This window comes from Streptomyces bambusae, from assembly GCF_020532645.1.
Lineage (GTDB): Bacteria > Actinomycetota > Actinomycetes > Streptomycetales > Streptomycetaceae > Streptomyces > Streptomyces bambusae.
This window is the reverse complement of record NZ_JAJAUZ010000070.1, coordinates 24,583-37,912: the sequence shown is the minus strand read 5'-3', so window position 1 is coordinate 37,912 and position 13,330 is coordinate 24,583. Positions and strand designations below refer to the sequence as shown.

10 protein-coding genes and 1 pseudogene are annotated in these 13,330 nt (G+C 75.1%); 5 read left to right on the top strand and 6 right to left on the bottom strand.

Translation table 11 applies throughout. The features are described 5' to 3' along the window. Window positions 1–344: 344 nt before the first annotated feature. Entirely contained in the window at window positions 345–752 is a 408-nt protein-coding gene (locus LG634_RS31955; protein WP_226739050.1) for a CoA-binding protein, read from the bottom strand. Between the two features lie 93 nt (window positions 753–845). Between LG634_RS31955 and LG634_RS31950 the strand changes: the two genes are divergently transcribed. Further along, window positions 846–1,475, top strand: coding sequence for a YigZ family protein (locus LG634_RS31950; RefSeq protein ID WP_226739048.1), 630 nt, complete (start codon window positions 846–848; stop codon window positions 1,473–1,475). A 77-nt stretch (window positions 1,476–1,552) separates the two neighbouring features. On the opposite strand, the gene LG634_RS31945 is transcribed toward LG634_RS31950, so the two are convergent. Further along, window positions 1,553–2,581 carry an enoyl-CoA hydratase/isomerase family protein gene (locus tag LG634_RS31945; protein WP_226739046.1) on the bottom strand — a complete coding sequence of 343 codons (1,029 nt, stop codon included), beginning with the start codon at window positions 2,579–2,581 and terminating at the stop codon, window positions 1,553–1,555. A gap of 31 nt (window positions 2,582–2,612) precedes the next feature. Beyond that, window positions 2,613–2,822, bottom strand: a pseudogene (locus LG634_RS31940) (hypothetical protein); the annotation flags it as partial. A gap of 1,014 nt (window positions 2,823–3,836) precedes the next feature. On the opposite strand from LG634_RS31940, the gene LG634_RS31935 reads away from it, so the two are divergent. The 3 genes from LG634_RS31935 (at window position 3,837) to LG634_RS31925 (ending at window position 8,732) form a co-directional block, all read left to right on the top strand. Next, on the top strand, window positions 3,837–4,265 hold the full coding sequence (locus LG634_RS31935) for a hypothetical protein (protein WP_226739044.1): 429 nt from the start codon (window positions 3,837–3,839) through the stop codon (window positions 4,263–4,265). A 244-nt stretch (window positions 4,266–4,509) separates the two neighbouring features. Continuing rightward, window positions 4,510–5,673 (top strand): exonuclease SbcCD subunit D, encoded by a 1,164-nt coding sequence (locus LG634_RS31930; protein ID WP_226739042.1) that lies wholly within the window; start codon window positions 4,510–4,512, stop codon window positions 5,671–5,673. After that, window positions 5,670–8,732: an AAA family ATPase gene (locus tag LG634_RS31925; protein ID WP_226739041.1), complete on the top strand. Its 3,063-nt coding sequence runs from the start codon at window positions 5,670–5,672 to the stop codon at window positions 8,730–8,732. The genes LG634_RS31930 and LG634_RS31925 overlap by 4 nt, the downstream gene beginning before the upstream one ends. On the opposite strand, the gene LG634_RS31920 is transcribed toward LG634_RS31925, so the two are convergent. Continuing rightward, on the bottom strand, window positions 8,722–9,168 hold the full coding sequence (locus tag LG634_RS31920) for an Lrp/AsnC family transcriptional regulator (RefSeq protein ID WP_226739039.1): 447 nt from the start codon (window positions 9,166–9,168) through the stop codon (window positions 8,722–8,724). The two genes, LG634_RS31925 and LG634_RS31920, sit on opposite strands and share 11 nt — an antisense overlap. Window positions 9,169–9,262: 94 nt before the next feature. Here LG634_RS31920 and LG634_RS31915 point away from each other — a divergent pair, with 94 nt between their 5' ends. Next, a complete protein-coding gene (locus LG634_RS31915; protein ID WP_226739037.1) occupies window positions 9,263–9,775 on the top strand; it encodes a rhodanese-like domain-containing protein in 513 nt (170 codons plus the stop codon). A 148-nt stretch (window positions 9,776–9,923) separates the two neighbouring features. Here the strand turns inward: LG634_RS31915 and LG634_RS31910 are convergent, their stop codons facing one another. Together LG634_RS31910 and LG634_RS31905 are read right to left on the bottom strand one after the other, a co-directional pair. Then, window positions 9,924–11,615: a DUF885 domain-containing protein gene (locus LG634_RS31910; RefSeq protein WP_226739035.1), complete on the bottom strand. Its 1,692-nt coding sequence runs from the start codon at window positions 11,613–11,615 to the stop codon at window positions 9,924–9,926. 48 nt (window positions 11,616–11,663) lie between these two features. After that, window positions 11,664–13,193, bottom strand: a complete 1,530-nt coding sequence (locus tag LG634_RS31905) for a GNAT family N-acetyltransferase (RefSeq protein ID WP_226739033.1) — start codon at window positions 13,191–13,193, stop codon at window positions 11,664–11,666. Window positions 13,194–13,330: the final 137 nt, after the last annotated feature.

The window sequence follows — 13,330 nt, the reverse complement described above, 5'->3', positions numbered from 1 at the left end:
CCGCCCCAACCCCCGCTCCCCAAACGCCGGAGGGGCTGGAACTCGCCCCCGCCCGGTGGGCGGCCGGCCCACGGCGGGGTGGGTGGGCTTCGCCCGGTGGGCAGCCGGCCCGAGCGGGGTGGACCTACTTCCGCCCGGTGGGCGGCCTGCCCATGGCGGGGTGGGCCTACCTCCGCCCGGTGGGCCGCCGGCCGTGCCCGGGGATTGCCCCACGCACCGAGCCCTGCGCGCAGCCGGCCCGGCCAACCGCAGCCCGCCGGCCCCTGAGGCGACGGCCGGCCCGGACAGACGCGGCCCCGCGGGGACCGGCAGACCGGTCGGGGTGCGGGGCGGAGCCCCGGAGGTCAGCCGAGGGCGGGGATTTCGATGGCGGGGCAACGGTCCATGATCATGTGGAGGCCGGCCGCCCGCGTGCGGTGATACGCCGCCTCGTCGACAACCCCCAGTTGGAACCAGACCGCCGAGGCCCCGACCGCCGCCGCCTCGTCCGCCACCGGCCCCGCCAGCCCGCTGTTCACGAACACGTCCACGACGTCGACCGGGAACGGGATCTCCGCCAGCGACGCATACCCCCGCTCGCCGTGCACCGTCGCCGCACTCGGATGCACCGGCACGATCCGCTTGCCGTACCGCTGCAGCACCCCGGCCACGCCGTACGCGGCCCGGTCCCGGTTCTCCGACAGGCCGACGACGGCCCAGGTGTCGCCGAGCTCGGTGAGGATCTTGCGGATGGTCGCCGGGTCTCCGTACACGTGCTGCCTCCCTCGCGCCCGCCGGCCGGGTGCCGGCACGCACCCGCTGTCAACGGCGGCGGAGCCCTCCGGGATTCCCCGTAGGGTGAGTGGGTGAAGGCAGACCAGTACGTGACGGTGGCCCGCGAGGGCGTGCACGAATCCGAGATCAACCGCTCCCGCTTCATCTGCGCGCTGGCCCCGGCGGCCACCGAGCAGGAGGCCCAGGAGTTCATCGCCCGCATCCGCCGCGAGCACCCCACCGCCACCCACAACTGCTTCGCGTACGTCGTCGGCGCCGACGCCTCCGTCCAGAAGGCGAGCGACGACGGCGAGTCCGGCGGTACCGCAGGCGTTCCGATGCTCCAGATGCTGATGCGCCGCGAGATCCGGTACGCAGTCGCCGTCGTCACCCGGTACTACGGCGGGGTCAAGCTCGGGGCCGGCGGCCTGATCCGCGCCTACGGCGGCGTGGTCGGCGAGGCCCTGGACGCCCTCGGCACCATCACCCGGCACCGCTACCGGCTGGCCACCGTCACCGTCGACCACCAGCGGGCCGGGAAGATGCAGAACGACCTGCGGGCCACCGGCCGGGCCGTCCTCGACGTCCGCTACGGCACTGCCGTGGAGATCGAGATCGGCCTCCCGGAGGCGGACGTCGACGCCTTCCGGGCCTGGCTGGCCGACACCACCGCCGGCACCGCGTCCCTGGAGCTCGGCGGCGAGGCGTACGGCGACGCCTGACCGGACGACGGCCGGCCGGCGCGAGTCTCCGCACCGCTCCCGACGCCCCCCGTCACCCGCTCACCCCCGCCACCCGCTCACCCCTCGAACAGCCCGGCCCCCGCCGGCGCGAAGTGCGCGGCCACCGCGGCGTCCGGTACCTCCGCCAGCGAGGCCGGGGACCAGCGCGGCCGGCGGTCCTTGTCGACCACCTGAGCGCGCACCCCCTCCGGCAGGTCGGGGCCCGCCAGCGCGGCCGCCGAGACCCGCCACTCCTGTTCCAGGACCTCCTCCAGAGACCCGAGGGCCCGCGCCCGTCGCACCGCGGCCAGCGTGACCTTCACCGCCGTGGGCGAGTGGCCCAGGATCCGCGCCGCCGCCTCCTTGGCGGCCGGTTCCCCGTACCCGTCCAGCCGTTCGACGATCTCCTCCACCGTCTCCGCGCCGTAGCACCGGTCGATCCACTCCCGGTGCCGAGCCAGCTCCCCGTCCCCGGCCGGGACCGCCACCGACGCCGCCGCCTCCTCCGCGGACACCCCCGCGACCAGCGCCCCCACCAGCTCAGGCAGCCGCTCCGAGGGCACCAGCCGGTCCGCGAACCCGCACGCGACCGCATCCGCCCCGGTCATCGCATCGGCCGTCAGCGCCAGGTGCACACCCAGCTCGCCCGGCGCCCGGCCCAGCAGGTACGTACCGCCGACGTCCGGTACGAACCCGATGCCCACCTCCGGCATCGCCACCCGGGACCGTTCGGTGACGATCCGGACGCTCCCGTGCGCCGACAGGCCCACCCCGCCGCCCATCACGATCCCGTCCATCAGCGCCACCCACGGCTTCCCGAGCCGCGCGATCCGGGCGTTGAGGTGGTACTCGTCCCGCCAGAACGCCAGCGCCAGCGACCGGTCCACCAGCGCCGACTCCCGGATCGCCCGGATGTCGCCACCCGCGCAGAGACCCCGCTCCCCGGCCCCGTCGAGCAGCACCACGCGCACCGCCGGATCCTGCTCCCAGTCGTCCAGCGCCGCATGGATCCGGCGCACCATGTCATGGGTGAGGGCGTTGAGCGCCCCGGGGCGGTCGAGGGTGATGCGCCCGATGGCGCCGGCCGTGCGGATGAGTACGGACATGCGGCCGAGCATACGAGCGGCCGCTCCTGGATCAGCCATCCGGTTCCGGGTCCGGCTCGCCCGTCGACTTCCGGATCACCGTGTCCAGGGCGCGGTCGAAGACGGCGGCCGCGGTCGCCGCCGGGGTCATGCCGCGGGCGTTCTCCAGCCACGACCGGAGGGGGACGCTGCCGTCGACCAGCCGTTCGACCCGGTTCATCGCGTTCAGGTCGCAGAGGATCTGCTCGTAGGACTGGAGCCGCCGGACAGGAACTCCGTGTACTGCGGTGTGATGCCGATTTAGAGCAGCTGCCGCCGGCCGTCGAGGCCGGCGGCCACGGCGGCGTCCGCGATCTCGTGGATCTCTTCGGGCGGCAGGTACGGGGGCGCGCTCATGGCTGATCAGGCTGCTCGTGGGCCGTTCCCTCCGAGAGGCGGACGACCGTCCGGTCCGGTGGCCCGCCCGGCGCCATTGCCCGGGGGCCCGGGGGCCGGACGGGGCGGTGCTCTGCCGGTCTCGGGACAGGTGGACCGGCCGCGCTCTGCAGGATCTCCTGCAAGCGTGCGTGCAACTGCGGCCGGCCGGCCTCCACTCGCCGGATGGCCTCCGCGAGGGTGTCCGGTACGGCCTCCTCGGACGCGGGCAGACCCGCCCCCTCCAGGGTGTGCTCCAGCGCCTTCGGGTCCTGCCGGGACACCTGGGCACCGCCAGGCGGACGAGCGCGGAACTCCGGTTCACCCGATCCGGGTGGCCAGGTCCTCGGCCCCCGGGGCCCGCGAGGCCGCGCAGCGCCGCCTCGCGCACGTCGGGTTTCAGCAACCAGAGGAGGCGCTCGCCCGTACCGACCACCCGGCAGTCGTCGGCCGGTTCCGGCGCGGCGTTCCCACCGGGTGCGGTTTCGTCCGGCAACAGCAGCAGACCGGGGTCGAAATGGGTCAGAAGGCAGGCCGTCTCCCGGTAGGCCCGCCGCAACTCCGACACGGGACGCGGTCCTCGGGGCGGACATGCAGGGGCCCGGGGACCGGCCTAGGGGGTGTTGCGAAAGTCCCGCACGGCGCCCGCGGCGCCCGGCACGCCCTCTCGCCGCACCGGCCGAAGCCCCGAGTACGCCCAGTACGAGGGCCTTCGCCCGGCACGCCGAGAGCACGCACCGGACACCGCGGGCACCGCACAGGACTTTCGCAACACCCCCTAGCCTGGGACGGGGGAGGCGGATCCCGCCCCTTCGATGCCTTCGGACGGCGGTCAAGAGCCGCCGCAGTGAAGGAGGTTGAAATGAATACGGACGTACGCCGTTGGCTCGGCCGGTCGGCCGTCACCCTGGTGCTGGCGGGTGGCCTGCTCGGCGCCGTGGTCCCATCCGGTTTCGCGCTCGGCGCCGTGGCCCCATCCGGTTCCGCGACCGTGGCGAGCGATCCGTACGGGCCTTTCACCTGCAAGCAGGGCTATGTGTGGCGCGAGGCGTACACCGGTGACCTGGTGTGCGTGACCCCCGAGATCCGGGACCAGTCGGCCCGTGAGAACCAGCTCGGCCCGTCCCGCAAGCAGCCCGGCGGCGGAGCCTACGGCCCGGACACCTGCAAGCCGGGTTACGTCTGGCGCGAAGCCGCACCCTGGGACACCGTGTGCGTCCCGCCGGACAGCCGCGACCAGGCGAAGGCGGACAATGCCGCGGCCGTGTCCCGCCTGGCCTCCACTCCGTGACCGTGGCGTGATCCGTACCACGTGGATCATCCGCTCCCCGTGCGCCCGCACGTGACCCGGACCGCCGCCGGAATCCGGTGTCACCCGACCCCGGACGCCGGTGGCAGACTGAAGGTCCGTGCCGGATCCGGTGCCGACTGGCGCTAGCGTGGTGGGTGCCGACACGGCGCCCGCACCGGGCCCGTGCTGGTTTCGGAGGCGGAGGAGCGGTACACGTGCAGGTCGGAGCTTCGGGGCGGGTCGAGTGAAGTTTCTGCACACCTCCGACTGGCACCTCGGCCGCTCGTTCCACCGCGTCGGCCTCCTGGACGCCCAGGCCGCCTTCGTCGACCACCTGATCGACACCGCCCGCACCCACGAGGTGGACGCGGTGCTCGTCGCCGGCGACGTCTACGACCGCGCCGTGCCCCCGCTCCCCGCCGTCCGGCTCTTCGACCGCGCCCTGCACCGGCTGGCCGACCTCGGCGTGCCCACCGTGATGATCTCCGGCAACCACGACTCCGCCCACCGACTCGGCGTCGGCGCCGGACTCATCGGCCGGGCCGGCATCCACCTGCGCACCGACCCGGCGGGCTGCGCCGACCCCGTCGTGCTGGCCGACGTCCACGGGGACGTGGCCTTCTACGGGCTGCCGTACCTGGAACCCGCCCTGGTCAAGGACGAGGTCGGGGCCGCGCAGGCCGGGCACGAGGCGGTGCTCGGCGCCGCCATGGACCGGGTCCGCGCCGACCTCGCGGGCCGCGGCCCCGGCACCCGCTCCGTCGTCCTCGCGCACGCCTTCGTGACCGGCGGGCAGCCCAGCGACAGCGAACGCGACATCACCGTCGGCGGTGTCGCCGCCGTGCCCGCGGCCGTCTTCGACGGGGTCGACTACGCCGCCCTCGGCCACCTGCACGGCTGCCAGACGATCACGGACCGGGTCCGCTACTCCGGCTCGCCGCTCGCCTACTCCTTCTCCGAGACCGACCACCGCAAGACCATGTGGCTGGTCGAACTCGGCCCCGCCGGCGAGCTGACCGCCGAACGCCTCGACACCCCCGTGCCGCGGCCCCTCGCCCGGATCCGCGGCGACCTCGACGGCCTGCTCGCCGACCCGGACCTCGCCCGGCACGAGGACGCCTGGGTCGAGGCCACCCTCACCGACCCGGTCCGGCCCGCCGAGCCCATGGCCCGGCTCGCCGCCCGCTTCCCGCACGTCCTGAGCCTCGCGTTCGACCCGCAGGGCGCGGACACCGGCCCCGGCCCCTCGTACGCCGAACGCCTCAAGGGCCGCAGCGACCAGGAGATCGCCGAGGACTTCGTGGTCCACGTCCGCGGCGGCGCGCCCGACGACCGGGAGCGCGACGTCCTGCGCCGCGCCTTCGACGACGTACGCACCGACGACACCCTGCGGGAGACGGACCGATGAGGCTGCACCGGCTGACCGTCACCGCCTTCGGGCCGTTCGCCACCGCCCAGGAGATCGACTTCGACGCGCTCTCCGCCGCCGGCATCTTCCTCCTGCACGGCCCCACCGGCGCCGGCAAGACCTCCGTCCTGGACGCCGTCTGCTACGCCCTCTACGGATCGGTCCCCGGCAGCCGCCAGGCCCCCGGCACCAGCCTGCGCAGCGACCACGCCGCCCCCGGCACCGCCACCGAAGTCGTCCTCGAACTCACCGTCGGCGGCCGCCGCCTCGAACTCACCCGCCGGCCCGAACAGCACCGCCCCAAGAAGCGCGGCACCGGCACCACACGGGACAAGGCGCAGACCTGGCTGCGCGAGCACACCGCGGCCGACGGCTGGCAGCCGCTCAGCCGCTCCCACCAGGAGATCGGCACCGAGATCGAGCAGCTCCTCGGCATGAGCCGGGAGCAGTTCTGCCAGGTGGTGCTGCTCCCGCAGGGCGACTTCGCCCGGTTCCTGCGCGCCGACGCCGAAGACCGCGGCCGGCTGCTGGGCAGGCTCTTCGACACCCGCCGCTTCGCCGCCGTCGAGAAGCGCCTCGCCGACCGCCGCCGGGCCGCCGAGGAGCAGGTACGGGCCGGCGACGAACGCGTCCTCGGCACCGCCCAGCGGCTCGCGCAGGCCGCCGGCGACAGCGCCGACCTGCGCGCCCGGCCGCTCCCGCAGCTCTCCCCGGGCGACCCCGCGCTGGCCGGCGAGGTCCGCGACTGGGCCGCCGTCGCCCGCTCCGACGCCCGCGAACGCCTCACCATCGCCCGGTCCGCCCTGGCCGCCGCCGAACACCGCCACGAGCGGGCCGCCCGGGACCTCGCCCGGGCCCGCGAACTCGACCGGCTGCAGCGCCGGCACGCCGAGACCGTACGCCGGGCCGCCGAGCTCGCCGCGCAGGCACCCGAGCGGGACCGGACGCAGGAACTCCTCGACCGGGGCCGCCGCGCCGACCGCGTCACCCCCGCACTCGACCTGCGGGAGGCGGCCGCCGCCGCCCACCGGGCCGCCGTCGCCGCGGACGCCCACTGCCGCGGCCGGCTGCCCGCCGCCCTCGCCGAGGCCGGCGCCGAACAGCTCGCCGCCCTCGAACTGCGGCTCAGCGGCGAACTGGGCGCGGTCACCGCCGCCGACCGGGCCGAACGCCGCAGCGCCGAGATCACCCGCGAGCGCGCCGCCCTCGACCGGGAGGCCCGCGCCGCCGAGGAACTCCTGCACGAAACCACCGCCTGGCTGGCCGGCTGGGAAGACGGCCGGGCCGCGCTCGCGGACCGCGTCGACCACGCCCAGCAGGCCGCCACGCTCGCCGAACAGCTGGCCGGCCGGCTGGAACCGGCCCGGCTCCAGCTCACCGCCGCCCACCGCCGCGACACCCTGGCCCGCGAAGCCGACGAGGCCGCCGCCGCACTGCTCGCCGTACGGGAGGAGGCCGGGGCCGCCCGCGAGCACTGGCTGGAGCTCAAGGAGGCCCGGCTGCGCGGCATCGCCGCCGAGCTCGCCGCCGCCCTCACCGCCGGGCAGCCGTGCACGGTGTGCGGCTCCGCCGAACACCCCGCCCCCGCCCGTCCGGCGCCCGGCCACGTGGACCGGGCCGCCGAGGACGCCGCCCGCGCCCGCTACGAGCAGGCCGACGAACGACGGGCGGCCGCCGAGCGCCGGCTGGCCGCCGTACGCGAAGCGGGGACCGAGGCCGCGGCCGCCGCCGGTGGCACCGCGACCGCCGAACTCCTCGCCCGTACCGAGGAACTCGCCCGCGAGCACACGGCGGCGCACGCCGCGGCCGGCGGCCTGCACGCCGCCCGCGAGGCGCTGGCCCGCGCCGAACGCGAGTACCGGACGCGCCTGGAGAGCAGCCGCGCCGCCGAACAGCAGTCCGCCGCCCGGCACTCGCACCGCGAGGCCCTCGACAAGGAGCAGCGCGCCCTCGAAGCCGAACTCGCCGAGGTCCGCGGCGACTCCGCCAGCATCGCCGACCGGGTGCGCACCCTTGAGCTGCGGATCCGGCTCGTCGCCGAGGCCGGCACCGCCGCCCGGCAGGCCGAATCCACCGCCCAGCGGCTCAAGGAGGCGGACGACCGGCTCGCCGACGCCGCGTTCAAGGCCGGTTTCGACACCACCGACGCGGCGGCCGCCGCCGTCCTCCCCGACCAGCGGCGCAGCGAGCTCCAGCGCCGCCTCGACGGCTGGCAGGCCGAGGCGGCCGCACTGGCCGAGCGCCGCGCCGAGACGGAGACCGCCGCGGCGGCGGACCTGCCGCCCGCCCGGCCCGAGGAGGCACAGGCGGCCGCCGACCGGGCGGCGGCCCGGCTCCGTACGGCCGGCTCCGCGGCCGACGCGGCCCGGCTGCGCTGCACCGAACTCGACCGGCTGTCGAAGCAGGCCGACGCGGAGCTGCGCGCCCTGGGACCGCTGCGCACCGACTACGAGCGGGTGGCCAGGCTCGCCGCCCTCACCGCCGGCACCTCGGCCGACAACGAGCGCCGCATGCGGCTGGAGTCGTACGTGCTCGCCGCCCGGCTGGAGCAGGTCGCCGCGGCCGCCACGCTCCGGCTGCTGCGGATGTCCGGTGGCCGCTACACCCTCGTGCACTCCGACGAGCGGGCCGGCGGCCGTGCCCGGTCCGGTCTGGGCCTGCACGTGGTGGACGCCTGGACCGGGCGGGCCCGGGACACCGCCACGCTGTCCGGAGGCGAGACGTTCTTCGCCTCGCTCGCCCTGGCCCTGGGCCTCGCCGACGTGGTCACCGACGAGGCCGGCGGCACCCGGCTCGACACCCTCTTCATCGACGAGGGCTTCGGCAGCCTCGACGACCAGGCCCTCGACGAGGTGCTCGACGTCCTCGACTCCCTGCGCGAACGCGACCGCAGCGTGGGCATCGTCAGCCACGTCGCCGACCTGCGCACCCGCGTCCAGGCCCAGCTGGAGATCGTCAAACAGCGCGGCGGGTCGGCCGTACGGCAGCGGACCGGGGCCGGTGCGGGACCCGGTCCGCTGCCGACCCAGCGGACGGCCGCTCTCCGTCTCAGGGACTGAGCGGACGTCGCGGGAGCGGCGAGGAGTAGACGATGCTGGTGGTCACGGGGCCCAGGGCGGAGATCCTGCCGGTGATCTCCTCCAGGTGCGCCATCGACCGGGCCGCCACCTTCAGCACGAAGCAGTCGTCTCCGGTGACGTGGTGCGCCTCCAGGATCTCCTTCGTGACCTCCAGCAGGTCGTGGAACGGCTTGTAGTTGCCGTGCGGATAGCGCAGCCGGACCAGTGCCAGGATCGCCTTGCCCAGCTTCTCGTGGTCGACCACGGCCGTGTAGCCGGTGATGATCCCGGCCTCCTCCAGGCGGCGCACCCGCTCGGTGACGGCGCTCGCCGACATCGAGACCGCGCGGGCCAGCTCGGCGAAGCTCGCCCGGCCGTCGTCCTGAAGGGCTTCGAGGATGCGCCAGTCCGTGGCGTCAGGGGAATAACCGGTCATGCCGGATGGATACCAGGGGAATCCCCGGTGGATCAAGCAAAAGCCCGGGGAATCCCACTTCCGAGGTTGATCAACAGCTCGTAGATTTCTGGCCATGACGACGACGCAGAACGCCTCCGCCCCCGCCCCCGTCAACCCCGTGCTGCGGGTCCCGCCGGCCGCACCGGCCGCCGCTGCCGCCTACTTCGCGGCCAGCCTGGCCTTCCACGCCGACGTGTCCGACGTCGCCGCCGCCTTCAAGGCGCACCGCGAGCAGGGCGCGGACCTCGGCTTCGTCCTGGTCGACTCCCGGTCCACCCCGTCGTGGGACCAGGCGCACGTGCCCGGCGCGGTCCACCTGCCCACCGCGCTCATCCCCGAGCAGGCGGAGAAGCTCCTCGACAAGAACGTGCCCGTGGTGACCTACTGCTGGGGTCCGGGCTGCAACGGCGGCACCCGCTCCGCCCTCGCCCTCGCCGAACTCGGCTTCCAGGTCAAGGAGATGCTCGGCGGCATCGAGTACTGGATCCGGGAGGGCTTCGAGGTCGAGACCTGGCAGGGCCCGCAGCAGCGCACCGAGGCCGACCCGCTGACCGCACCGACCGACTCGGACGACTGCGGCTGCTGACACACCGTCGGGTCGTACACGGGCGAATCTCACTGTCCGCATGTGAAACAGGACGTACGCGTGTGAAACAGGCCTTACGCACGCGAAACGGCCGGTGGGCCGCCCGACGCCAGGGCGTCGCGCGGCCCACCGGCCGTTCACGGCGGTGTCAGAGCTTCGACAGCTCGTCCACCAGGTCGTCCAGACCCAGCGAACCCTGCGACAGCGCCGCCATGTGCCAGGCCTTCAGGTCGAAGTCCGCACCGCGCGCCGCCCGCGCGTTGTCCCGGCCCAGCAGCCAGGCGCGCTCGCCCAGCTTGTAGCCGATGGCCTGGCCCGGCATCGACAGGTAGCGGGTCAGCTCGCTCTCCACGAAGTCCCCCGGCCGGCCGCTGTGCAGGCCGAAGAACTCCTGTGCCAGGTCCGGCGTCCAGCGCTCGCCCGGACGGAACGGCGAGTCCGCCGGGATCTCCAGCTCCAGGTGCATGCCGATGTCCACGATCACCCGGCAGGCCCGCATCATCTGGCAGTCCAGGTAGCCCAGCCGCTGCTCGGCGTCCTTCAGGTAGCCCAGCTCGTCCATGAGCCGCTCCGCGTACAGCGCCCAGCCCTCGGCGTTGGCGCTGACCAGGCCCACCGTCGCCTGGTAGCGCGACAGCCGGTCGGCCACGTGCGTCCACTGCGCGAGCTGCAGGTGGTGGCCCGGCACGCCCTCGTGGTACCAGGTCGACACCAGGTCGTAGACCGGGAAGCGGGTCGCCCCCATGGTCGGCAGCCAGGTCCGGCCCGGACGGGAGAAGTCCTCGGACGGGTTGGTGTAGTAGGGCGCCGCGGCGCCGCCGGGCGGGGCGATGCACGACTCGACCCGGCGCACCCGCTCGGCGAGCTCGAAGTGGGTGCCGTCCAGCGACTCGATGGCCTCGTCCATCAGGGCCTGCAGCCACTCCCGGACCTCGTCCACGCCCTCGATGTGGGTGCCGTGCTCGTCGAGGTGCCGCAGCGCCTCCCACGGGCCGGCGCCCGGCAGGATCTTCGCGGCCTCGGCCTGCATCTCGGCGAGCAGCCGGTGGTACTCGGCCCAGCCGTACGCGTACGCCTCGTCCAGGTCGAGGTCGGTGCCGTTGAAGAAGCGCGACCAGCGGGCGTACCGCTCGCGGCCCACGGTCTCCGGACGGCCCTCGACCGCCGGCGCGTACACGTCCCGCATCCAGTCGCGCAGGGCCACGACCGCGGCGGTCGCACGCGCCGCGGCCGGGGCCAGTTCGCCGCGCAGCTCCTCGGGGCCGCCGGCGGCGAACTCCTCGAAGAACGCCGCGTCCTCGGCCTCGCCGGCCCAGGAGGTCAGCTGGCCGACGAAGGTGGCGGTGGGCCGCGGAGCGCCGTACAGCTCACGCTCCAGACCGAGCTCCAGGCAGGACCGGTAGCCCTCCAGCGCCTCGGGCACCGCCCGCAGCCGCTCGGCGACGGCCGCCCAGTCGTCGGCGGTCTCGGCGGGGGTGAGGGAGAACACCTCGCGCACCGAGTGGGCGGGGGAGTGGATGTTGCTGACGGCCCGCAGGTCCTCGTCGGCTTCGTACACGGCGAGTTCGGCCGTCAGCCGCTCGCGCAGCAGCCGGGCGCAGCGGCGCTCGGCGTCGCTGTCGGCGCCCGGCAGCTGCTCGGCGGCGCTCAGTTTGTCCAGGGTGGTACGGGCCAGCTCGGCCACGGCCGCCCGGCCGGCCGGGGAGAAGTCCGGGAGCTGCGAAGAGCTCGCCGCGACACCGAGGTAGGTTCCGGTGATCGGGTCGAGGGCGATGAGGTCGTCGACGTACGCGTCGGCGACCGCGCGGGGCAGCTGGCTGCCGGGGAGGGTGTCTGACATGGGGACATCTTCGTACGGAGACGCCCCCCGCGTCACTAGCGTTCGCCCTCAGCGGCCTGACCGGCGGGGGTGCCCCTCCCGGGGCGCGGCGACCGCGGCGGGACCGTACGGGTGCAGCGCGGCCGCCTCGCCGGCGGGGCCGAGGCCCGCCCCCGGACCGCCGAGCCGCGCCGTGATCACGAGCGTGCCCTCCTCGATCTGGTAGTCCAGCGGCAGGCCCAGCCCGCGCATCGCCGCCACCATCCCGGTGTTGGAGGCCTGCGTCACCGCGTAGACGCTCTCGCAGCCGGCCTCGACGGCGAGCCCGATCAGCCGGCGCAGGAGTTCCGAACCGATGCCGCGCCGCTGCCAGTCGTCCTCGACGAGCAGCGCGACCTCCGTCTCGTCGCCGTCCCACAGCAGGTGGCCGAGACCGACCAGGCGGCCGGAGGCGGTCCGGACCGCCAGTGTCCGGCCGAACCGCGGGCTCAGCAGGTGCGCGAGGTAGCGGTCGGCGTCCGAGACCGGGCCGTGGTAGCGCAGCCCGAGCGTGCGGCCGGAGCAGCGGTCGTGCATGGCGCGCGCCGCATCCAGGTCGGAGATGTCCGCGCGGCCGACGGTGATCGCGTTGCCCTCGGGCAGGGTCAGCACGTCCCGGCTGCGCGGCACCCGCGGCCCGAGCCGGGCGTCGAGCTCGACCAGGGCGCGGGCCCGCGCGAACTCGGTCGGGGTGAACGGCAGGTACGGGCGCTCGATGACGATCACGCCGCCGGCCGGGTCCCGCAGCCGCATCGCGGTGTCCTCCAGCACCCCCTCGACGGGGGCGTCGGCGCCGGTCGGGCGGCCGGAGAGGCTGGTGGCCGGGATCGAGTGGATGGTGCAGCGGCCGAGCAGCCGGCGCAGCGCCAGCGGCAGTTCGGCGGCGTCGAGGGCGGTGCGGGTGGCGAGGCCGAGGATCCGGGTGGGCGCGTCCACGAGGTCGTGCGCGTCGGCCCGCTCGATCCACGTGCTGCGGCCGCCCGCACCGGCGACGGTCCGGGTCAGATCGGCCGCGGGCAGCGACTGCGGGGCGCGCAGCAGGAACTCGTCCACGGTGCCGTCGGCCAGCGGGTGCGTCTGGAGGGTGAGGATGTCCACCTCGCGGGCGGCGAGGGCGGTGCACAGCGCCGCCAGACTGCCCGGGGTGTCCTGGACCGTGGTCCGCATCCGCCACAGGGCGGTCGCCCGGTCCGCCACCGTGGCCGGCGCCCCGGTGTCCGCGGGTGCCGCGGCCGGGGGCGGGGCATGGCTGTGGCGGCGGGCCCACCAGGTGTGGAACCCGGCGGTGGCCAGCAGCACCACCGCCGAGGCCACGAGCAGGACCGGCCCGTCCGGGCCGTGCGCCACCGTGTTCGCGAGCGCGTCGGCCACGGCCACGGCGACGAACAGCGCGGCCAGCTCGACGACGTCACGGCGCCAGTGGTGGCGGCGTGCGTGGTGCGGGGCGTGGTGCCGGGCGTTCCGGCGGGAGGCGGACGTGGCGGGGCGGGCGGGCCGGCGCTGCCCGGACTGCTCGGAGGTCTCGGAGGGTGCGGCGGGGGCAGGAGTGGGTTCAGTCATGCACACCACTTTCGGGGAGCGGTGTTGCGTGATCACGAACGTGCTGTGACCGACTGGTTAAGCGTCGATCGGCCGGTTTCGTCCAGTTTTCCGGCTGGTTTCCGTCACAGGCGTCCCTACCGGCACACCGGGCGCCC

Excerpts from the sequence above, each read along its gene's own strand:
- LG634_RS31920 (WP_226739039.1), bottom strand. The coding sequence starts at position 9,168 with ATGACCGGTTATTCCCCTGACGCCACGGACTGGCGCATCCTCGAAGCC.
- LG634_RS31935 (WP_226739044.1), top strand. The coding sequence starts at position 3,837 with ATGAATACGGACGTACGCCGTTGGCTCGGCCGGTCGGCCGTCACCCTG.
- LG634_RS31925 (WP_226739041.1), top strand. The coding sequence starts at position 5,670 with ATGAGGCTGCACCGGCTGACCGTCACCGCCTTCGGGCCGTTCGCCACC.
- LG634_RS31915 (WP_226739037.1), top strand. The coding sequence starts at position 9,263 with ATGACGACGACGCAGAACGCCTCCGCCCCCGCCCCCGTCAACCCCGTG.
- LG634_RS31910 (WP_226739035.1), bottom strand. The coding sequence starts at position 11,615 with ATGTCAGACACCCTCCCCGGCAGCCAGCTGCCCCGCGCGGTCGCCGAC.
- LG634_RS31905 (WP_226739033.1), bottom strand. The coding sequence starts at position 13,193 with ATGACTGAACCCACTCCTGCCCCCGCCGCACCCTCCGAGACCTCCGAG.
- LG634_RS31945 (WP_226739046.1), bottom strand. The coding sequence starts at position 2,581 with ATGTCCGTACTCATCCGCACGGCCGGCGCCATCGGGCGCATCACCCTC.